The sequence below is a fragment of the Ruegeria sp. CE9 genome (assembly GCF_056537425.1).
In genome coordinates, this window is the sequence record NZ_JBQFRO010000001.1 from 775,141 (window position 1) to 795,418 (window position 20,278).

A 20,278-nucleotide genomic window follows, 5' to 3' on the forward strand; every position below is an offset into this window, starting at 1 on the left:
CGCCGATTTGCTGCGCCTGCAGTACAGCTTTCCCGTGACAGGCAGGCGCAATCGGCGTATTCTTGCAAACAAGATCGGGAATACCCGACAAATCAGGCACATATACAGAGACAGAGAAACATGAGCAGTTCAAACTCCCCCCGACTCAGCCGTCGCGGTTTTGCTTTTGGCATGGCCGGGCTGACGCTGACCGCCGCTTGCGGTAATGGCGTTGGGAACACCAACGCGGTTACGCTCGACGCGCGCGTCGATGCGACGCTGAACGAAATGTACAGCAAGTACCCAAACACATTAGAAATCGCCAACAAGGCCAATGGCATGCTGGTCATGCCGCTGATCACCGATGCCGGGTTTATCTTTGGCGGCGCCTACGGTCAGGGTGCGTTGCGCATTGACGGCGCGACAGTCGATTATTACTCGGCGATCTCTGGCAGCGCAGGGCTGCAGATTGGTGCGCAGCAATATGCGCACGTCCTGTTCTTCATGACCGAAGAGGCCCTGAATGATTTCCGCCGCTCCAGCGGTTGGACCGCCGGGGCCGATATTGGTTATGTCGTCGATGCGACGGGCGAGTCGCTTTCGACCGATACGAACCAACTGCGCAAACCCGTGCTGGCCGCTGTCTTCGGGCAGGCGGGCCTGAAATTCGGCGCAACAGTCGAAGGCACCAAATACACGCGCATTATCCCCTAACGTCAGATACCACCCTCCCCCCCTCTGACGAGCCCCGCTACATCTTGTGGCGGGGCTTTGAGTTTTAATGATTTTCCACAATTTCCAGTGGCATTCCTCTTTCGGTTCAGCAGGGGTTCCGATAACGTCAACACCAACGAATAGGCTATAATCTTGGGGGACAGATGGGTCTGGTTTTTCGCTGGTTGGTGAGGCTTACGACAGGCCTGATCCTATTGGCAGTCGCCGCAGTTGGGCTGGTCTATTTTTTGGCCAGCCAGTCCCTGCCCGAATACAACCAAAGCCTTGAGGTTGAAGGAATAACCGCACCAGTCGAGATTGTGCGCGACACCGCGAATGTTCCGCATGTTTTGGGCCAATCTGACCCCGATGTGTTCTTCGGCCTTGGCTACGCCCATGCGCAAGACCGGCTGTGGCAATTGACCGTTCTGCGCCGCACCGTGCAAGGCCGTTTGTCCGAAGTATTTGGCCAGCGAACCGTATCAATCGACAAGCTGCTGCGAAGACTGGATCTTTACGGCCTCGCACATCGTTCGGTCGAGGTTCAGGATGACTATACCAAAGCCGTATTGCGGGCATATTCCGCCGGGATCAACGCGCGCCTGACTGAAATCAACGAAGAGGCGTTGGGCCGTGGCGCGCCCGAGATGTTTCTGTTCAACGCACCCGTACCGCCTTGGCAACCGGGTGACAGTCTGGCCATCATGAAGCTGATGAGCCTGCAACTTTCCGGCCATCTTGCCGATGAAGTATTGCGCGCGCGCACTTCGTTGATGCTGAACGATCCTGCGCGCCTGGCCGACATATTACCCGACGTTCCCGGCCCCGGCATCGCTGCCCTGCCTGAATATGCTGCGTTGTTCCCCAACCTGCCGCGCTATGCGCAAAGCGCGCCGATGCATGATATGGCCCTGTCACCCTTTCCCCAGCGCGGCTTGGCCGGTGCATCAAACGCATGGACTGCAGCGCCGTCGCGTTCCGCCAGCGGAGGCACGTTGCTGGCCAATGATCCACATCTGGGCTTCACCGCCCCCGGCATCTGGTATCTTGCCCGGTTGGAATTGGCCAAAGGCGGTGTGATCGGTGCGACCATCCCCGGTATTCCAGCGATTTCAGCAGGGCGGAGTGAGCGTTTGGGATGGGGCCTGACATCATCTTATCTGGACGATCAGGACGTTCACATCGAACAGCTGAACCCGGACAATCCAGAAGAATACCTTACGCCGGACGGCTACAAACAATTCCAGTCCCGCCCCTCGATCATCGAAATCAAAGACGCTGCCCCTATCACCCTGACCCTGCTCTGGACCGAGAATGGACCCGTTTTGCCGGGTACGCATTATGATCTGGAAACCATCACACCCCAAGGTCATGTGGCGTCTTTGTCCTGGAGCGCACTCAGCCCGCGCGATACATCGATGAGTGCGTCATTGGCGCTGATGAATGCGGACACCGTCCGTGAAGCCATTGATGTAGCAGAAGATTTCATCGCACCGTCGCAGAACCTGTCCCTGATCGACAAAGACACCATTGGCCTGAAATTGATTGGCGCAATGCCAAGGCGCGATCTGAACAATCAAAGCCGTGGCCGCATTCCCACCCCCGGCTGGCTTGAGCGTAATCGCTGGCAAGGCCGCCTGCCCTATGCCGACAATCCTGAATTCGTAGCCCCGGCTGGCGGAGTGCTGGGCAATACCAATAACAAGATCATCGACCGTCCCTTCCCCAATCACGTCTCTTACGAATGGGGCGACACTCAGCGCATCAATCGCTGGGAACGTCTAATGCAGTCGCGCGAGGTTCATACCCGCGACAGCTTTATAGAAGCTCAACTGGATACCGTCAGCTTCACGGCACGCTCGCTACTGCCACTGATCGGTGCCGACCTCTGGTTCACTGGTGAATCCGCTCCCGAAGGCACTCCGGAACGGCAAAGACAGATCGCTCTGGATCTGCTGGCCAACTGGAACGGTGAGATGAACGAACATCTGCCGGAACCGTTGATCTATGCCGCGTGGTTGCGCGCGTTACAAATCCGCCTGATCTCGGATGAGCTTGGTCCGCTGGCTGCTGAATACAAGCATGTCGAGCCGCTGTTCATTGAGCGTGTGTATCGTGACATCGACGGGGCCTCGATCTGGTGCGACGTGCGCCAGAGCGCTCCGGTTGAGACTTGCACCGACATGGCGCGGCTGGCGCTGGATGATGCAATCATTTGGATTTCCGAACGCTATGGCACCGCGCTTGAATCCTTGCGTTGGGGCGATGCGCATCAGGCCACCCACGACCATCCTGTTCTGGGCGAAGTTCCGGTGCTGCGGTTCTTCGTCAATATCCGCCAATCCACCAGCGGAGGTGACAACACCCTGCTACGAGGGCGCACCTCGGGCGAAGGCCCTGATCCGTTCCAGAACGTCCATGGTGCGGGCTATCGCGGCGTTTACGATTTCGCTGACCCCGACAGCTCGGTCTTCATCACTGCGACGGGGCAATCGGGTCATTTCCTGTCTCGTTATTATGACGATCAAGCCCAACTGTGGCGACGTGGTGAATACATACCGATGTCTCTGGATATCGATCTGGCGCGTGCAGCGGCTGTCGGTGTCACCCTGCTGAACCCGCGCTGACCTTATCGGCAATTCCTCGCCCCTTTTATTACCCCGCGTGGACGCATCCGCCCATATTCGCCTAAACTGAATTGGCTACTGCATTCGTGCAACAGGGGGCAATATGGGTAGTTTTCGCGATACCATAAACAATCTCGCACGCGACTATGCTATCGCTTGGAGTTCGGGTGATCCCGATGCAGTTGCCAGCTTTTTTGCTCCTGATGGCCAGATCAGCATCAATCGTGGTGAACCTCTGCAAGGCCACGCAGCTATCGCCGATATGGCCCGAGGATTTTATGCCGAATTCCCAGACCTTGAGGTACGTTGTGACATGATGCGGTGGGCCGGAGGTCACGCCATCTTTGTCTGGACGCTTGAAGGCCATCATTGTGAGACCGGCAATCGAGTTGTAACGCGTGGTTGGGAGGAGTGGGAGCTATCGGAAGATAATAAGGTCAAATCTTCCCTTGGTTGGTTCGACGCCGAAGACTATCAGCGTCAAATCGACGGCAACTAGAGCGCCGCGAATCGAGATGCTTGCTTGTCAGTCCAAAGCACTTTGATCTCAAAGCCTTCGTCGGTCTGTTCTTCGGACCTCACCACATCCTGTCGGAACAACCACGCGCGTTTCTGGCCTTCGGCAAAGCTCAAGGACAGCGTCGTTTCATGCCGTGCACCCTGCAGGATCGTTGCAATTTCTGACAGCAACGGTTCGACGCCCTCACCGGTAACCGCCGAAATAGCAAAGATCCCCGGATCACGTTCGGCCCGGGCCAGCGCCGCCTCGCGGTTCTCGGGGCTCAGCAAGTCAATCTTGTTCCAGACCTCCAATCGAGGCCGATCATCTTCGACACCAAGTGAGGCCAGGATCGTTTCGACATCCTGCGCTTGCGCCTCAGTCTCTTCGTGGCTGATATCACGGACATGCACAACCAGATCAGCGCCCAGCACCTCTTCCAGCGTGGCGCGGAAGGCCGCAACCAGTTCCGTTGGCAGGTTCGAGATAAAACCCACCGTGTCCGACAGGATCACTTCAGGGCCGTCCGGCAATTCCACCCGCCGCATCGTCGGATCCAGCGTGGCGAACAGCATGTCCTTGGCCATCACTTCGGCCCCGGTGAGGCGGTTGAACAGTGTGGACTTTCCAGCGTTGGTATATCCGACCAAAGCCACGATCGGGTAAGGCACTTTGGCCCGAGCCGCACGATGCAGTGTCCGGGTCTTTACGACTTTCTGCAACTGACGGCGCAGGCGCACCATTTGTTCATCAATGGCGCGCCGGTCGGCCTCGATCTGCGTTTCACCGGGACCGCCGACAAACCCAAGGCCACCCCTCTGGCGTTCAAGGTGGGTCCACGCCCTTACCAAACGCGTGCGCTGATAGCTCAGCGCGGCCATCTCGACCTGCAGCACACCTTCGCGGGTACGCGCACGGTCGCTGAAAATCTCTAGAATCAAGCCAGTTCGGTCGAGGATCTTGACCTTCCACGCCTTTTCCAGATTGCGCTGCTGAACCGGAGTCACTGGCCCATCGATCAATACCAGCTCGATCTCATGGTCATGCAGACGTTCGGCCAGCTCTTCGATCTTACCGCTGCCGAACAGCAACCCGGCTTGCGCGCGCGACAGGCGCACGATTTCAGACCCGACCACATCCAGATCGGGCAAAGCGGCAGCCAATGCCACCGCCTCTTCCAGCGCCGGTTCGGGGACGCGGCGCTGTTCATCTGATTTGATTTCGGGATGCAGCACCCAAGCCCGGGTGCGCGCCCTCTCATGTTCCATCAAGAGGCGTCTTCGCCCTCATACAGGTTGATCGGCTGTGATGGCATGATGGTCGAAATCGCGTGTTTATAAACCAGCTGCGACTGTCCGTCGCGGCGCAGCAGCACACAGAAATTGTCGAACCAGGTGATCACACCCTGCAATTTCACGCCGTTGATCAGGAATATTGTGACCGGGACCTTTGCTTTCCGTACATTGTTCAGGAACGCGTCCTGCAGATTCTGTCTGTCCGAAGCCATATTTTATTATCTCGCCATTGTTCTTGCTACGCGCTGCGGACCAACGCGCTCCCTCCGGCAGAGTATGGAGTGCCGCGCACAGATATTCCAGATGAAAAATCAGGCAGTAACACCAGGTGCCTGACGCAGGGTCAATCGCGCCACAGCGTAGGTGTAATCAGCGCGACGATGGCAAGCGTCTCGAGCCGCCCGATGACCATCGCCGCACACAGTGTCAGCTTGGCCCCACCCGACAGGTCAATCAATCGGATCGGAACATCCGTCGCCAGTTCAATCAGCGGCCCCGTCGTGCTCAGTGCGGCAACACTCAGAACCATGGCCTGCTCAAACCCGACCCCCATCACAGCCAGCAATAGATCAAACAGAGCCAACGTCAGGGCGAACATCATCAGGAAGATCCAGGCGATGAAGGCACCATCACTTTGGATACGGCGGTTACCCCCGCCTTCACCGCTGACCGAGGACGGATAAATCAGCTTGTCGATCTCGCGCTTGCCGTTGAGATAGAGTGCGAACACTCGCAGCAATTTGACACCTCCGGCCGTGGTCGCAACACCACCGCCAATCAGCGCGAGCCCCAACAGGATCAGACCGGGTGTGCCAAGGCCGGACAATTGCTGCGCATCGTTCCAGTTGGCGCTTTCGAAACCGGCGGTAGTTAGGAAAGACATTGCCGTGAATACAAAGCCCCAGATCACCCCAAGCGCCTGCTGCACCTCAACCGCGATGCCCAATTCAGCAGTTCCAGCCAGGAACCGCACAAAAAGGAGGGCGGCAACGGCGACTACGATAAAGATGCCAATCCGGAACTCTGGGTCTTTATCCAACCTCGTATAGCCCGAGGTCGCGGTATCTGTCGAAAAGGTCAGGCGTGATAAAGCGAAGAAGAGAAAAAGGAACAGGATCGCTTCGCCGGTGATGCCAGCCGTCGATCCCTCTAGCCCGCCGACGGGCGAGATGCCCGACGTCGCCATCACGGACATTGCGTGGCAGACCGCAGTCAAACCCTGCTCTCCCGCGATCAGCAGCAAGACCCAGATCACAGCTGTGAGCCCAGCATAAACCGGTGCCAGGGTACGAGATACGCGGATCAAATGGCCGCGCGGATCTGTCTTCTCGCTCTGCGCCACGCCGGATACAGGTCGACCCGGTTGCCCCCTTGCAGTCACTTCGAACCCGCCTAGCGACAGCGGCGCAAGAATCGCTGCAGCCGATATCCACATCAGCAAGCCGCCCATCCAGCCCACCAATGCGCGCCACAGGTGCAACGGAGCGGAAAGGCGCGCGGGATCGGGAAACAAGTCCGCGCCGGTCGTGGTCAGCGCACTGACCATATCAAAGTATGCATTCAGAAAGCTGGTTGTCCCGAGCGCGTCATGAAACGGTATCGCCAGAAAAATCGGCAATACAGTGAACGCGGCCAACAGAACCGCGAGTTGGCCAAGCGTACCACGCCGAGGCATTCGATTCGACATCGCCAACGCGATGATCGAGACTGCAAATATTCCAAGTAGCCCGGAATAAAAGAACGACCGCGAGGTATGGTGATCATCCAGCGAAAGCGCATAAGCCGCAGGAATCCACATCGCCAGTGACACGATACCCCAGATCATCAGCAGCAGCGGCAATCGCCGCAGAACCCCGATCCTTTGCTGTCCACGCGCCTGCAACATCAGAAGAAATCGATGGAAACCTGCATCAGGCGTTCCACTTCGGGCACATCCTTGGCCATGGCAAAGATCGCCACCACGTCTTTTTCGTCGATGCGCAGACTGCCCGTCGGGCGCAGAACTTCGTCGCCTTTGCGCACGGCTCCGACCAGAACACCTTCGGGGAAATCGATATCACGCAGCTTCTGCCCAGCCATGGGCGAGGTCGAAAGAACCTCGGCCTCGATCACCTCGGCCTCGGCATCACCAATGGAATAGACCTGACGCACACGACCATGCCGGATATGGCGCAGGATCGAACTGACAGTTGTTGCGCGCGGGTTGATATAGGCGTCAATTCCCAGCGGGCCCATCAGCGCGACCATGCTGGGATCATTAATCAAGGCAATAGCCAACGCGCAGCCTTCGCCCTTTGCGCGCACCGCAGCCAACATGTTTGTGCGATCATCATCGGTGACCGCCAGCATCGCATCGGCGCGTTCGATACCGGCCTCGCTCAGCAAGGAGGAATCCAGACCGTCGCCGTTCAGAACAATCGTCCGCTCCAGCGCTTCGGCAGCGATTTCGGCGCATTTGCGATCCCGCTCGATTATCTTTGCGCGTACACGGCTTTCGCGTTCTTCTAACGTGCGGGCCACTTCCAACCCGACATTGCCGCCGCCAACGATAACAACCCGGTCCTGCTGGCGTTGAGCCTTGCCGAACACCTCCATCGTGCGGTCGACATCTTTGACGCTGGTGAAGACATAACATTCGTCACCCACAAACAGCTGATCCTCGGATTCCGGCGCAAACAACGTCCCTTCTCGGCGCACACCAACCACAATCGAACTGAGCGTTGAAAACAGATCGGTCAACTGGCGCAGCGGTGTATTGACGATTGGGCAGTCTTCCTCGACACGAATACCCAAAAGCTGTGCTTTGCCATCCATGAATATCTCGGTGTCAAAGGCCGAAGGCGCCGACAGACGCCGCATCGCAGCCGCAGCAACCTCGCGTTCGGGGCTGATCACCACATCGATGGGCAGATGATCGCGGCGATAGAGGTCTGAATGGATCGCCTCAAGATAAGAATTCGATCGCAGACGCGCGATCTTGCGCTGGATTGAGAACACGGAATGCGCCATCTGACAGGTGACCATGTTCACCTCGTCCGAATGCGTCGCAGCGATAATCATATCCGCATCGCGTGCCCCTGCCCGGTCCAGTACGTCTGGATAACTGGCGAACCCTGCGATCCCTTGCACATCCAGCGTCTCGGTCGCGCGGCGTACCAGATCGGGGTTGTTGTCGACCACCGTTACATCGTTCAATTCGCCCGAAAGGTGACGCGCAATCTGCCAGCCAACCTGACCGGCACCGCATATGATGACCTTCATACTCTTGGCCTTTCTGCCTGAAATCTTTGAATGACAGATGCCCCCAAAGCGGTCAATTGAATTGTCATGCGACCCAAGCTGCGTCAAAGTAAGTGTATGAAATCAATTCTACCTGCCCTGATTTGCCTGCTGACACTGTCTGCATGTGGTCCGCTTTCGCTGTATTACCGCGAGGGTGAGAGCGTTTCGCGAATGCAGACCGAGACTACAAATTGTCAGGTGCAGGCCCTCAAGGACGCCCCCGTTGCCAATCAGGTCCGACAGAGCCCTCCCGTCTATTGGCCCGGTCGCACCTATTGCGATAGCCGAGGTCGCTGTTATCGCAACCCCGGATGGTGGGAACCAGGACGCGTTTATACCGTCGATGTGAATCAGGGGCTGAGAAACAAGGTCGAAGCGCAGTGCATGGCGCAAAAAGGGTATCGTCCGGTTAGCCTTCCGCCTTGCAAACAGGGTGTCAAATCTCGTGTGCTTCCGACGCGCACCACGACGCTCCCGCCCCTGAACAGCGCGTCGTGTTTTGTGAAATTCGACGATGGCTCATTTCAAATCATCACGCCCGGACAAACCGGCTGACCTGCGGCGGTTGGCCAGCAGCAAATGCGCTATGATGGCAATGCCATAGAACGTGGCTACAGCGATGAACATGCTTGCCTCGTTGAAACCTAGCAAAATCGCCAACAAAACCGGCGTTCCAAGCAGGTTTCCGGCATTGCCCATCTGCGCCATCGCGCCATAGCTTAACGCTTGTGCCTCAGTTGTGTCGTTCAACTCGGGCACTGCGGCGAAGCTGCCACCTTGCACAAGACCAAGTACCGCGAAGAGCGCGATACACCCGAAAGCAAGCGGTGCACCAAGAAGCAACGCAATAATCGTCACAAATCCCAACGCAAACCCCAGATTGACGACACTGACGCAGGACAGGACGGTCAAGAGAACTGGAACCAGCAACCAGGACAGAACAATCCCGGCCAACGGCATCAGAGCCGCAATTGACCCGCTCTGCCCTTCAGGCAATCGCCCCGGCAGGATAGCCAGCAGCGAAACGAAGGTGAGCGTGTAGAAAAACCATCCGATCGCAGGCGCTGAAATGAAGGGAGAGCGGTAAGTTCGCAGATGCACGTCAAGGATCGCAGACAACCCCCAGCCAAAACTCTGAGTGTGATCCATTTCAGCTTTCAGGTTACCGAATGCGATCAGCGCGGCGATCAGCAACATCAATCCGCCATGCAGCGCAAAATAGACAGGCAATCCGAAACGGTCGACGATCGGCAACCCGAACCAAGCGTTCAGCGCGAAGGCAACGCCAAAGAATGTGCTCCACAACACCATGGCATTGTACCGCGCGCGACCGGTCGTGATCTGAGCGATCAACGTGGGCGCTGCAACAACGATGGCAAGATGCGACAGCCCCTCGATCACCCGGCTAAGCAGCATCAGTTGAAACCCCGGCAAGCTTGCTTGCAGCAAAGACAACGCACCGCCAAGTACAAGCCCCGATAGCAGCAGACGATTTGGCCCAATGCGCGCCGTGATCGCCCCGGATATCGCGCCCAAGGCGGCACCCATTAGACTGATAATGGACAGCAACCAGCCGATTACAGCAGCGTTTTCCGGGTACAATTGCCCTACATCAGCAAATGGTATGGCGATCTTTGCAAATTGGGTTGCTGCACCAAGGCCAGCGAACCAGATCAGCATGACCTGCAAGAATGTTCGGAAAGAGTCACTCATGCAGCCGGTCTATCGCGCCTGTGTGACCAGCGGAACGCATTAATTATGCGGAGGCTTCGCGCCGCCCGCTGACCAGACGGACCGGGGTGCCGTCACCCAGATACAAACGCTCCCACACGATCTGCCCGGCGCTGATCCTGATTTGATCATGCACAGCCTCGGAGGTCAGGAACGCTTTGGGCGAAGGTGAATGCAAATCCCACCAGCCGTCTTGCTGTAGTTCTGCCTCGGCCTGCCGTATCTCATCCGTTGCAAACTGCCAAAGCGACACGCCCAGCAAGGCGCGCTGTGAGGTCTTCCAATCCAGTGCACGGCTGGCTGAATAAGCAAGGCAGGTATGGCTGGCCTCTTCGACAAGGTGCAGGCATTCGGCCGAGTGAACGATCAGCCGTTTCAACGCTGAATCCTGCACCTGAACCGGTCCAAGCGTGGCAAATACAGCCTGTTGTACATGCGCCGAAGGCGTTTGCCCCCCGTTCTCCCACCGGGAAATCGTGGTCTGGTCGACCTCAAGCAAATCAGCGAGAGCGGATTGCTTTAGCCCGACCGACCGGCGCAGCCGCTTCAACCGTTTACCAAAGGAAGGAAAGCCAATGGAAACGGCTGCGGTCTTTGTATTTGCCGCGGCAATCACTCGGCTGGTTCAGGTTCGTCAATCTGAGCCACCCGCGCGCCCGACTTGTTCGAGGTCACGACGCCCAGCGACTTGAGCTTGCGGTGCAAGGCGCTGCGTTCCATGCCGACAAAACTGGCCGTGCGGCTTATGTTGCCGCCAAACCGGTTGATCTGGGTCAGCAGGTATTCACGCTCGAACGCTTCGCGCGCCTCACGCAGCGGCAGCGTCGCCAGTGCGCCAGACAGTACCACGCGCCCGGACTCGTCGGATTTCTCTTCTTCGTTGGGCAACTCGCGGGCTTCGATCGGACCAGAGCTGTCGCCGAGGATCAGCACCCGCTCGATCAGGTTTTTCAACTGACGCACATTGCCCGGCCAGGTCATCGTCTGCAGCAAGGCAACGGCCTCGTCTGACAAATCGCGCATCGGCAGACCCTGTGTTTCATTGCACATCTCAATAAAATGCTGCGCCAGAACCGGAATGTCTTCTCGCCGCTCCTCCAGCGACGGGACTGCAATCGGCACCACATTCAGGCGGTGGTACAGTTCTTCGCGGAATCGCTCGGCTGCAATCTCCACTTCCAGATCACGGTTGGTTGAGGAAATGACCCGCAGATCAACCCGCACCTTGTCGGAACCACCGACTCGCTGGAATTGCTGATCAACCAAAACACGCAGAATCTTGGATTGCGTCCCAAGCGGCATATCGGCGACTTCATCGAAATAGACAACGCCGCCATGCGCCTCTTCCAGCAGGCCGGATTCGATCCCGCGTTCCGAGGATTCACGCCCGAACAAAACCTCCTCGACTCGCTCAGGCTCAATCCCCGCACAATTGACGGTGACAAACGGAGCGTTCGCTCGGTTCGAATGCGCATGGATATAGCGCGCGGCGATTTCCTTACCCGATCCCGCTGGCCCGCTGAGCATGACCCGGCCGTTCGATTTGGTCACCTTATCCAGCTGACCCTGCATCGCGCGGAACGAAGCAGAATTTCCGATCATGTCAGAGCAGCTAACCTCCTGCCGCTTGAGCGAGGCATTCTCGCGACGCAGGCGCGAGGTTTCCATGGCGCGGCGGATCACCACCATCAACTGGTCAATATTAAAGGGCTTTTCGATAAAGTCGTAAGCGCCCTGCTTGATGGCCGCCACCGCAATCTCGATATTGCCGTGGCCGGAAATGATCACGACCGGCACATCCGGGTTATCACGCTTAACGGCTTTCAGGATGTCGATCCCATCCATACGACTGTCTTTCAGCCAGATATCCAGGATCAACAGTCCAGGAGGTTCGGCATTGATCGACGACATGCACTCGTCCGAGTTTGCCGCCAGCCGGGTGGAATAGCCCTCGTCCTCCAGAATATCGGACACCAATTCGCGAATATCGCGTTCGTCATCTACGATCAGAATGTCGCTCATCTTTGGCCTGCTTTCAGTTTGTTTGTTTTAATCGCCTGTTTTTCCGGCGCGATTGACGGGCCGCCTGAGGCCCCGGGTAGACGAATGACAGCCATCGCGCCGAAATGGTCCTGTCCGTCAAATGTGGGCGCGTCTTCCAATGTCAGCGCTCCGCCATGTTCTTCGATAATCTTTTTGACGATAGGCAGGCCCAGTCCCGTGCCCTCGTCGCGTGTGGTTACATATGGCTCAAACAGCCGCGCCCGATCTTCGGGAAGGCCGATGCCATTGTCCGCTATGGTGATTTGCGTTCCAGCATCGTCGCTGGAAACGGCGACCTTGATCTGGGGCTTCAGATTGTCCGGCGCACCTTTTTCTTTCAGCGTTTCAATGGCCTCGCCCGCGTTCTTGATCAGATTCGTCAGGGCCTGGCTCAACATGGTCGAATCCACATCCGCCAGTATCGGCTGTTCCGGTAGATCGGCATCGATCTGGACATCTGGCTGCCCCGCCTGCTGCAGCAGCACCGCCTCACGCACCAACGTTACGATATTTTCTTCTCGCCGCTCCGGCTCAGGCATGCGTGCAAATTTCGAGAATTCATCGACGATCCGTCGCAAATCATTGGTTTGGCGTACGATCACATCGGTCATCGATTCCAAACTGCTGCTGTCGTGCTCGTTCAGCTTGCGCGAGAATTTGCGCTTGATCCGCTCGGCGCTCAGTTGGATCGGGGTCAGAGGGTTCTTGATCTCATGCGCAATGCGACGGGCCACATCGCCCCACGCCGCCATCCGCTGGGCGCTGACCAGATCGGTCACATCATCGAAGGCCACAACATAGCCTTCCAACCCACCATCCTCGCCACGCCGCGTCGCCATACGCACCAGCAAGTTTTCCAGTCGGCCTTTGCGGGTCACCTTCACTTCGCCCTGAACCGCCTCTTGCCCGCTATCCTTGAGGGTTTCGAACAATGGCAGGAACTCGGGCACAGCGATACCAATGGCAAGGCTGTGTTCGCCGCCGGACCATCCAAGCAAACGTTCGGCAGATCGGTTTACGAAGGTCACGCAACCCTCTGAATCAACACCAACAACACCGGATGTCACCGAGCTGAGGACCGAGTCAAAGAGCCGCCTTCGACGCTCGATATGGCGCGTGTTCTCTAGTAAAGTGTCGCGCTGCCCTTTCAACTGTCGGGTCATCTGGTTGAAGTATCGACCCAGCATTGCGATTTCGTCGTCGCTGGCCTCTTCGATCACCTGAACACTCAGATCACCCGCCCCAACCCGCTGTGCAGCCGTTGTCAGCCGCCCGACCGGTCGCGAGAGACGCTCGGCGAACCACATGCCCAGGGACATTGCAGCCAAAATCAAGATCACGGCAAACCCTAGATACAAAAGCCCGAATTCGAACAGAACCCGACCACGCTCGCTTTCTAGCTGGCTATAGAACTGGGCGGTCTCTTTGGTCTCATCCAGCAGCGTCAGAAGTTGGCCGTCAACCTCACGGCTGACATAGAGATACCGGTCCAGATAGGCTTGCAATGGCACCAACGCGCGGAACTCGCTGTTCTCCCAATCCGCGATAATCGCCACACCCTGATCATTGGCTTCAATCATCTCTTCCGGGGTCGGTGCCTCGTAATCGAACAGATAGGACCGGTCACCGCGAGACCGGATTTCTGCACTCCCATCAATCACATAAGCCTCACGCAGCCCGCGCTGGATTTGTGCCTGCCCTTGCGCCAGAACTTCCCGCAGTTCCGCATCGGAGATATAGAAATCTAAGGAGCGTGCGTTATCGAGAAACCGCGCCAGAACAACCGCGTCTTGCGTCAGGCCTTCGCGGTGCTCTTGCTCATAGGCTTCAGCCGCCGTCAAAGACGAGCCGACAACCTGCCGAACCCTGTCCGAGAACCAGCCTTCAAGGCCGATATTCACGGTCAGCCCGGCGAAAATCGCAACGGTGACGGTGGGCACAAGAGCCAACAGCGTGAACGCGCCGATCAAGCGCAGGTGAAGCCGTGACCCAGCCGATTTCGCGCGTCGGGCGGCGATCAGGCTGAACAATTGCCCCAGCACCAGCGCGGCCACGACCAGTACGTAAACCAGATCGGCCAACAAAATCAGCCGCAGCGTAGGAGCCGCGGCGCCAAGATCGAATGGACCAATGACAAGATAAGTCGCCAGCGCCAGAACCGGGCCCAGCATAACCAAGCCCAAGGTACTGAAATTGCGCATCCGCCGGGACTTGCGCCACCGGTTGATCGATAGGATCGGCCCGTTCTGTGCCCGGGTTGCCACCGTCTGCCCTCTTACTGATGTGCCGCTTGCGCGGCTTACCGCCATATGTCGTGGTCGTTCCCGGGTGCGAACCCGAATGCCACGGTTTGTGTGGCGATATTACATCAGTTTGCGGCGACGTGTCACCTGAATATCGAGGTCGGTGATCTTTTTCCGCAGCGTATTCCGGTTAATCCCCAAAAGATCAGCACATTTTGCCTGATTGCCCCCGGTTGCATCCAGCGCGATTTCGATCAGAGGTGCCTCAACTTCGCGCAAAATGCGCTGATAAAGCCCCGGCGGCGGCAGAATATTCCCATGCAAATCGAAATACCGGCGTAGGTGGCGCCCCACCGAGGATGACAGCTTTTCCCGCTCGCCATCGCCCAGCACCGGCTCGGCCTCGGGCTGACTGCCCAGCACCATTTCAACCTCGGTGCGCGAGATTTCATCGGCACGGCTGGTCAAGCTGAGACGTCGGATCGCATTTTCCAGCTGACGCACATTGCCGGGCCAGGAATAGCGGCGTACCAGTTCGATGGCTTCGGGGCTGAGGCGGCGCTGCGTGCCGCTTTCTCGTTCTTCGCGCGCCAGAAAGTGATCGGTCAGCAAGGTGATATCGTCGACCCGTTCCCGTAACGCCGGAACGTGTATCGTCGCACCGCAGAGGCGGTAATACAGGTCCTGCCGCACCCGACCGCTCTCCATCGCGTCGGTCAAATCAGATTGGCTGGTCGCCATGAAACGCGGCACGTGGTCGCCCGGAGTGTCCATCATGCGCACGATGCGGGCCTGAATCTCGTCATCGATATCCGCGATCTCGTCAATCAACAGCGTCCCACCTCGCACCCGCGCCATGACACGCGCAGGACCTTCGAGATCGCTTAGATCAGCGGCGGTTGCGGTGACAAAAGGCAGCGTCCGACGATCCGAGAAATCGTGAATCGCACGAGCGATCAGCGACTTGCCTGTGCCGCTTTCGCCTGAAATCATCACCGAAAGGTCGGTATTCATCACCCGCGCCACCAGTCGATAAAGCGCCTGCATCACTGGTGTACGACCGACCAAAGGCAGCTCGTCCGGGCGCTCTTCGCCAGTATCGACTGGCTCTACCTGCGCGCGTTGCTTCTGATCCAGCGCGCGCGCTGTCCGCTTCATCAGATCTGGTAGATCGAAGGGCTTGGGCAGATAGTCATAAGCGTCAGCCTCAGCCGCCTGGATGGCCGTCATGATTGTATTCTGGGCCGAGATCACGATGACAGGTAAACCTGGACGATCCTGTGCGATTTTCGGCAGCATCTCCAACCCGTTCCCGTCCGGCATCACTACGTCCGAGATCACCACATCGCCCTTGCCCTCGGCCACCCAGCGCATCAACGTTGTCAGCGACGAAGTCGCATGCACCTTGCAGCCGGCCCGCGTCAGGGCCTGCGTCAGAACCGTGCGGATCGTGCGGTCGTCATCGGCAACAAGAACTGTGCCATCCATCAGGTGCTCTCCTTTTCATATGCGTCCGGCGGCGCGCGCCGCAGGGACAGGCGGAATACCGTGCGCCCGGGCACCGACTCCGCCGAAATCCAGCCGTCATGGTCGGAAACAATTTTGCTGACCAATGCCAGACCCAGACCCGTGCCATTCTCTTTGCCCGACACGAAGGGATCGAAAATATCACTTCGAATATTTTCGGGCAGGCCCGGCCCGTCATCGATGATTTCGATCTGCAAGGGCAGCGAGTGGCCCGAGCCATCGCTGCGCCGCAGACGGAACGAATGCTCGAAATAAGTCCGCAGCCGAATTACGCCATTGCCTTCAGCAGCTTCCGAGGCGTTCTTGAGCAGGTTCAGAACCACCTGCAGGAACTGATCCGGGTCCCCGTAGGCCAAGGGCAGCGAGGGGTCGTAACCCTCGATAATGGTCATGTGCGCGCCAAAGCCCAACAGCGCCGATCGGCGGGCACGGTCCAGAACGTCGTGAATATTGACCGGCTTGTAATCTGGTTGAGACAGATTGCCAAATTGCTCGACCTGCTCAAGCAGCTTTACGATGCGGCGACTCTCTTCGACGATAAGATCTGTTAGTTCAAGATCTTGCTGAGAGATATTCATGCTCAGCAATTGCGCCGCGCCAGTGATTCCCGCCAGAGGGTTCTTAATCTCGTGCGCCAGCATCTCGGCCATGCCAATCGCAGATTGCGCCGCCGATTTCACCGTATTCCCGCGTGTCATCCGGCCCGCCAGCTCACGGGGTGAGATGATCATGATCATCGACCCAGGATACCCCATCAGCGGTGCGATCTGCAGCGCACATTGCAGCGGCGCGCGATTGCCCGATCCAACATCCACATCGTTTACGAACAGCGGTGTCCCTTGTTGACGGGCACGCAAGAACGCCTCTTCCAGCGGCGCATCAACCGCGATTTGATCCCAGACCGGGTGCCCGACCACCGCCTTGCGCGACGCGTTCAGAAACCCCTCGCCCGAGGAATTGACATCCGATATCCGATCTTCGGCATCGATGATGAAAGCCGGAACCGGCAGCGAGCTCCAGATGCTTTGATCCGAAGTCATGCTGCCGCCTCCGCCGCGCCATTCAGCGCATCCGCCAGCAGGCGCAACACCTCATCCGTATCGCGCGACGTCAGGATCGCCCGCCGCAAGTTGGCTGGCGATCCAGCCTCATCCATATACCAGCCCAGATGCTTGCGCGCGACGCGCAGGCCCAGATCGGTGCCGTAGAATTCCAGCATCGCCTGATAGTGACCCCGCACCATATCGACCAGATCTGCGCCCGTCGGAATAGTCGGAGCGTCAGCGCCGTAGAGATCATGACAGATCTGCGCCAGCAACCATGGCTTGCCCTGCGCCCCTCGGCCCACCATTACGCCGTCGGCCCCGGATTGATCCAGCGCCGTTTGAGCGGCCTCGGTATCCACGATGTCGCCGTTTGCGATGACGGGGATCGAGACCGCTTCTTTCACCGCCCGGATCGCCTGCCAATCGGCCCGGCCCTTGTAGAATTGGCATCGTGTACGCCCGTGGATGGTGACCATCCGAACACCTGCGTCTTGCGCGCGCCGCGCCACGTCGGGTGCGTTCAGCAGTTTGTCGTCCCAGCCCAGCCGCGTTTTCAGCGTCACCGGCACGTCCACCGCTTCCACAACGGCCTCGATCAGCGTCAGCGCGTGGTCGGGTGTTTTCAGCAACGCCGAACCTGAATAGCCATTGGTGACCTTCTTGGCCGGGCAACCCATGTTGATATCGATTACTCGAGCGCCCCGGTCTGTGACCTGCCGGGCGGCTTCAGCCATCCAATGTGCCTCGCGTCCCGCCAATTGTACGGCGGTGTTTTCCACATCCGCCGACAGTTCGGCCCGTTCGCGTACGCCCGGTTTAGCCTGCACCATCTCTTGGCTTGCCACCATTTCGCTGACAACCATGCCCACACCAAAACGCATCACAAGATCACGGAATGGCCGGTCGGTGATTCCGGCCATGGGTGCCAGCAGCACCGGAGGGGTCAGATCCTTTTCAGCTAGACGCAGGGTCAATGTGCCTAATCCTTGAGCAGTTGCGCATTTGATATCGAAATCGCAGCGTATGAACAACAAATCGGTGGTGTTCAAGCCTGCAAAATCATCACTTGATTAATTTTTAGGCATATTGACGCGGGTGATTGCCTCTGCATTCACCGCCCCCTAAACATTGCCTCAATCAGGAGAACCCGAAGTTGACCACAGCAGCTATCATCGTCGCCGCCGGACGCGGCCAACGCGCCGGAGGCGGCGTGCCAAAACAATGGCGCGCACTGGCTGGGCGACGGGTCGCTGATTGGACCATCGACCGCTTTGTGGGCTTGGTTGATCACTTGGTTCTGGTACTTGCAGAAGAGGATACCGCGGCGTGGAATGAATTCAGCGCGACTGATCTGATTCTCGCTCCGGGAGGCCCGGACCGAGCGGCATCCGTCCGTAACGGCCTGCAGGCATTGCAGCCGTATGGCGTTGAAAAGGTTCTGATTCACGATATCGCCCGCCCCTGCGTCAGCGCGCAGGTGATTGGCGATGTTCTGGATGCGCTTGATACGTATCCTGCCGCCGCTCCGGGTTTGGCGGTGACGGATGCGCTTTGGACGGGTGATGGATCGCTGGTGACTGGCACCAAAGATCGGTCCGGTCTTTACGCCGCGCAAACGCCGCAAGGATTTCTCTATGATGCTATTGCCGACGCGCATAAAAGCCACCCCGGCGCAGCTGCGGATGATGTTGAAGTCGCCCGCGCAGCAGGCATAGACGTGGCGATTGTTCCCGGTGAGGCGGATAACCTGAAAATCACCCAGCCCGAAGATTTTGCCCGGGCTGAACGCATAGTGGGTAAAGATATGGATGTAAGGCTGGGTAACGGCTATGACGTGCACCGCTTTGGCGATGGAGATCACGTGATCCTCTGCGGTGTGAAGGTGCCGCATAATCGCGGGCTTCAAGGTCACTCAGACGCGGACGTGGGAATGCACGCGGTGACCGACGCGATCTACGGCGCGCTGGCACGGGGCGATATCGGGCAACATTTCCCGCCCTCCGACCCGCAGTGGAAAGGCGCGGCCAGCGAGACCTTCCTGCGCCACGCGGTCGATCTGGCCGGGCAGATGGGCTATACGATTTCGAATGTCGATTGCACGCTGGTCTGCGAATACCCCAAGATCGGCCCGCACGCCGACGCCATGCGCGCTGAAATGGCCCGGATCATGGGCCTGCGCAGCGATCAGCTCTCGGTCAAAGCCACCACATCTGAACGACTGGGCTTTACCGGCCGCAGCGAAGGCATAGCATCGCTCGCCACAGCCTGTTTGGTGAAATCATGACTGCAGCCCGTCTGATCGGAACTGTCTGCGGGGTCGGCTATCTGCGCCCTACCCCCGGCACATGGGGATCGCTCGCCGCGCTGCCGCTGGCTTGGGTACTACATACGCTGGGCGGCTTCCCCATGCTGGTCATCGGAACGTTCGCAGCCTTTTTCGGAGGCCTCTGGGCCACGCGCATCATGACCGCAGGCCAGCAAGACCATGACCCGTCCGAGATCGTCATAGATGAGGTCGCAGGCCAATTCATTGCAATCTGGGCGATTTCCTACCCATCCTGGGCGCATGGGATCGAGATCACAGCGCTCTGGCCCGGTTGGATCGCAGGTTTCCTGCTGTTCCGGCTATTCGACATCACCAAGCCCGGCCCCGTCGGCTGGGCTGACCGGCGCGGAGACCCGATGGGCGTCATGCTGGATGATGTGATCGCCGGTATCTTTGCCGCGATCGGCGTCATCATCCTTGCTGCGATCGCACACGGAGTGATGGGCCTATGAATGTGACTGACCTTCTGAACCGCGCCAAAGCGCAAGGCGTCATGATCGCCACTGCCGAAAGCTGCACCGGCGGCATGGTTGCCGCCGCACTGACCGACATCCCGGGCAGCTCTGCCGTGGTGGAACGTGGTTTTGTCACCTACACCAACACCGCCAAGCAAGAGATGCTGGGCGTGCGCGCCGATACGCTCGAGGCACATGGCGCTGTCTCAGAAGAAGTCGCGCGCGAGATGGCCAAGGGCGCGCTGCGCAATTCACACGCGCAATTGGCGGTTTCGATCACAGGCATCGCGGGCCCGGGTGGGTCCGAACATAAACCCGAAGGTCGCGTGTGCTTTGGGCTCGCAGCGGTTGATCAGCCTACGCGCACCGAAACCGTGGAATTCGGCGCACTGGGTCGAGAGAACGTCCGTATTGCCGCGCGCGACCATGCGCTGCAGATGCTGGCAACTAGCCTTTCTCAGATCGCCTAATTTTGCAGCACAAACACCGGATAGGCGCAAATTTGATCACC

General features: G+C 58.4%; 18 protein-coding genes. 7 read left to right on the plus strand and 11 right to left on the minus strand.

What is annotated here, in order from left to right; translation table 11 throughout:
* The first annotated feature begins 120 nt into the window (after nucleotides 1-120).
* From ACR0B3_RS03845 to ACR0B3_RS03855, 3 genes are all read left to right on the plus strand, one after another.
* Nucleotides 121-693, plus strand: a complete 573-nt coding sequence (locus ACR0B3_RS03845) for a YSC84-related protein (protein ID WP_170758253.1) — start codon at nucleotides 121-123, stop codon at nucleotides 691-693.
* Nucleotides 694-857: 164 nt separating this feature from the next.
* Nucleotides 858-3,320 carry a penicillin acylase family protein gene (locus ACR0B3_RS03850; RefSeq protein WP_480807905.1) on the plus strand — a complete coding sequence of 821 codons (2,463 nt, stop codon included), beginning with the start codon at nucleotides 858-860 and terminating at the stop codon, nucleotides 3,318-3,320.
* Nucleotides 3,321-3,423: 103 nt separating this feature from the next.
* On the plus strand, nucleotides 3,424-3,819 hold the full coding sequence (locus ACR0B3_RS03855; RefSeq protein ID WP_480807906.1) for an ester cyclase: 396 nt from the start codon (nucleotides 3,424-3,426) through the stop codon (nucleotides 3,817-3,819).
* Here the strand turns inward: ACR0B3_RS03855 and hflX are convergent.
* From hflX to trkA, 4 genes are all read right to left on the minus strand, one after another.
* Nucleotides 3,816-5,087 carry a GTPase HflX gene (gene hflX / locus ACR0B3_RS03860; RefSeq protein WP_480807907.1) on the minus strand — a complete coding sequence of 424 codons (1,272 nt, stop codon included), beginning with the start codon at nucleotides 5,085-5,087 and terminating at the stop codon, nucleotides 3,816-3,818. The two genes, ACR0B3_RS03855 and hflX, sit on opposite strands and share 4 nt — an antisense overlap.
* Nucleotides 5,087-5,326 (minus strand): RNA chaperone Hfq, encoded by a 240-nt coding sequence (gene hfq / locus ACR0B3_RS03865; RefSeq protein ID WP_005982826.1) that lies wholly within the window; start codon nucleotides 5,324-5,326, stop codon nucleotides 5,087-5,089. The genes hflX and hfq overlap by 1 nt, the downstream gene beginning before the upstream one ends.
* 131 nt (nucleotides 5,327-5,457) lie before the next feature.
* Entirely contained in the window at nucleotides 5,458-6,999 is a 1,542-nt protein-coding gene (locus ACR0B3_RS03870) for a TrkH family potassium uptake protein (protein ID WP_480807908.1), read from the minus strand.
* Nucleotides 6,999-8,375, minus strand: a complete 1,377-nt coding sequence (gene trkA / locus ACR0B3_RS03875; protein WP_170683665.1) for a Trk system potassium transporter TrkA — start codon at nucleotides 8,373-8,375, stop codon at nucleotides 6,999-7,001. The genes ACR0B3_RS03870 and trkA overlap by 1 nt, the downstream gene beginning before the upstream one ends.
* 96 nt (nucleotides 8,376-8,471) lie before the next feature.
* On the opposite strand from trkA, the gene ACR0B3_RS03880 reads away from it, so the two are divergent.
* Nucleotides 8,472-8,951 carry a hypothetical protein gene (locus tag ACR0B3_RS03880; RefSeq protein ID WP_480807909.1) on the plus strand — a complete coding sequence of 160 codons (480 nt, stop codon included), beginning with the start codon at nucleotides 8,472-8,474 and terminating at the stop codon, nucleotides 8,949-8,951.
* Here the strand turns inward: ACR0B3_RS03880 and ACR0B3_RS03885 are convergent.
* From ACR0B3_RS03885 to dusB, 7 genes are all read right to left on the minus strand, one after another.
* Nucleotides 8,916-10,109: an MFS transporter gene (locus ACR0B3_RS03885; RefSeq protein ID WP_480807910.1), complete on the minus strand. Its 1,194-nt coding sequence runs from the start codon at nucleotides 10,107-10,109 to the stop codon at nucleotides 8,916-8,918. The two genes, ACR0B3_RS03880 and ACR0B3_RS03885, sit on opposite strands and share 36 nt — an antisense overlap.
* 43 nt (nucleotides 10,110-10,152) lie before the next feature.
* A complete protein-coding gene (locus ACR0B3_RS03890; RefSeq protein WP_480807911.1) occupies nucleotides 10,153-10,743 on the minus strand; it encodes a helix-turn-helix transcriptional regulator in 591 nt (196 codons plus the stop codon).
* Complete coding sequence (gene ntrX, locus ACR0B3_RS03895) at nucleotides 10,740-12,149, minus strand: nitrogen assimilation response regulator NtrX (RefSeq protein WP_170718761.1); 1,410 nt, start codon at nucleotides 12,147-12,149, stop codon at nucleotides 10,740-10,742. The genes ACR0B3_RS03890 and ntrX overlap by 4 nt, the downstream gene beginning before the upstream one ends.
* Complete coding sequence (locus tag ACR0B3_RS03900) at nucleotides 12,146-14,371, minus strand: sensor histidine kinase NtrY-like (protein WP_480808022.1); 2,226 nt, start codon at nucleotides 14,369-14,371, stop codon at nucleotides 12,146-12,148. Before ACR0B3_RS03900 ends, ntrX begins: the two co-directional genes overlap by 4 nt.
* Nucleotides 14,372-14,533: 162 nt before the next feature.
* Nucleotides 14,534-15,901 (minus strand): response regulator, encoded by a 1,368-nt coding sequence (locus ACR0B3_RS03905; protein WP_480807912.1) that lies wholly within the window; start codon nucleotides 15,899-15,901, stop codon nucleotides 14,534-14,536.
* Nucleotides 15,901-16,980 (minus strand): two-component system sensor histidine kinase NtrB, encoded by a 1,080-nt coding sequence (locus ACR0B3_RS03910; RefSeq protein WP_480807913.1) that lies wholly within the window; start codon nucleotides 16,978-16,980, stop codon nucleotides 15,901-15,903. Before ACR0B3_RS03910 ends, ACR0B3_RS03905 begins: the two co-directional genes overlap by 1 nt.
* Nucleotides 16,977-17,906 (minus strand): tRNA dihydrouridine synthase DusB, encoded by a 930-nt coding sequence (dusB, locus tag ACR0B3_RS03915; protein ID WP_480808023.1) that lies wholly within the window; start codon nucleotides 17,904-17,906, stop codon nucleotides 16,977-16,979. The genes ACR0B3_RS03910 and dusB overlap by 4 nt, the downstream gene beginning before the upstream one ends.
* 233 nt (nucleotides 17,907-18,139) lie before the next feature.
* Between dusB and ACR0B3_RS03920 the strand changes: the two genes are divergently transcribed.
* Genes ACR0B3_RS03920 through ACR0B3_RS03930 form a run of 3 tightly spaced genes read left to right on the plus strand, consistent with a single transcriptional unit; the run spans nucleotide 18,140 to nucleotide 20,237 of the window.
* Nucleotides 18,140-19,270: a bifunctional 2-C-methyl-D-erythritol 4-phosphate cytidylyltransferase/2-C-methyl-D-erythritol 2,4-cyclodiphosphate synthase gene (locus ACR0B3_RS03920; protein ID WP_480807914.1), complete on the plus strand. Its 1,131-nt coding sequence runs from the start codon at nucleotides 18,140-18,142 to the stop codon at nucleotides 19,268-19,270.
* The gene (locus ACR0B3_RS03925; protein WP_480807915.1) at nucleotides 19,267-19,764 is read left to right on the plus strand and encodes a phosphatidylglycerophosphatase A family protein; all 498 of its coding nucleotides are present in this window, start codon (nucleotides 19,267-19,269) and stop codon (nucleotides 19,762-19,764) included. Before ACR0B3_RS03920 ends, ACR0B3_RS03925 begins: the two co-directional genes overlap by 4 nt.
* Nucleotides 19,761-20,237 (plus strand): CinA family protein, encoded by a 477-nt coding sequence (locus tag ACR0B3_RS03930; RefSeq protein WP_480807916.1) that lies wholly within the window; start codon nucleotides 19,761-19,763, stop codon nucleotides 20,235-20,237. Before ACR0B3_RS03925 ends, ACR0B3_RS03930 begins: the two co-directional genes overlap by 4 nt.
* Nucleotides 20,238-20,278: the final 41 nt, after the last annotated feature.

Bases quoted from the DNA above. Each gene is read 5' to 3' on its own strand.
- ACR0B3_RS03845 (WP_170758253.1), top strand. From the start codon at position 121: ATGAGCAGTTCAAACTCCCCCCGACTCAGCCGTCGCGGTTTTGCTTTT.
- ACR0B3_RS03850 (WP_480807905.1), top strand. From the start codon at position 858: ATGGGTCTGGTTTTTCGCTGGTTGGTGAGGCTTACGACAGGCCTGATC.
- ACR0B3_RS03855 (WP_480807906.1), top strand. From the start codon at position 3,424: ATGGGTAGTTTTCGCGATACCATAAACAATCTCGCACGCGACTATGCT.
- hflX (WP_480807907.1), bottom strand. From the start codon at position 5,087: ATGGAACATGAGAGGGCGCGCACCCGGGCTTGGGTGCTGCATCCCGAA.
- hfq (WP_005982826.1), bottom strand. From the start codon at position 5,326: ATGGCTTCGGACAGACAGAATCTGCAGGACGCGTTCCTGAACAATGTA.
- ACR0B3_RS03870 (WP_480807908.1), bottom strand. From the start codon at position 6,999: ATGTTGCAGGCGCGTGGACAGCAAAGGATCGGGGTTCTGCGGCGATTG.
- trkA (WP_170683665.1), bottom strand. From the start codon at position 8,375: ATGAAGGTCATCATATGCGGTGCCGGTCAGGTTGGCTGGCAGATTGCG.
- ACR0B3_RS03880 (WP_480807909.1), top strand. From the start codon at position 8,472: ATGAAATCAATTCTACCTGCCCTGATTTGCCTGCTGACACTGTCTGCA.
- ACR0B3_RS03885 (WP_480807910.1), bottom strand. From the start codon at position 10,109: ATGAGTGACTCTTTCCGAACATTCTTGCAGGTCATGCTGATCTGGTTC.
- ntrX (WP_170718761.1), bottom strand. From the start codon at position 12,149: ATGAGCGACATTCTGATCGTAGATGACGAACGCGATATTCGCGAATTG.
- ACR0B3_RS03900 (WP_480808022.1), bottom strand. From the start codon at position 14,371: ATGCGCAATTTCAGTACCTTGGGCTTGGTTATGCTGGGCCCGGTTCTG.
- ACR0B3_RS03905 (WP_480807912.1), bottom strand. From the start codon at position 15,901: ATGGATGGCACAGTTCTTGTTGCCGATGACGACCGCACGATCCGCACG.
- ACR0B3_RS03910 (WP_480807913.1), bottom strand. From the start codon at position 16,980: ATGACTTCGGATCAAAGCATCTGGAGCTCGCTGCCGGTTCCGGCTTTC.
- dusB (WP_480808023.1), bottom strand. From the start codon at position 17,906: ATGGCCGGAATCACCGACCGGCCATTCCGTGATCTTGTGATGCGTTTT.
- ACR0B3_RS03925 (WP_480807915.1), top strand. From the start codon at position 19,267: ATGACTGCAGCCCGTCTGATCGGAACTGTCTGCGGGGTCGGCTATCTG.
- ACR0B3_RS03930 (WP_480807916.1), top strand. From the start codon at position 19,761: ATGAATGTGACTGACCTTCTGAACCGCGCCAAAGCGCAAGGCGTCATG.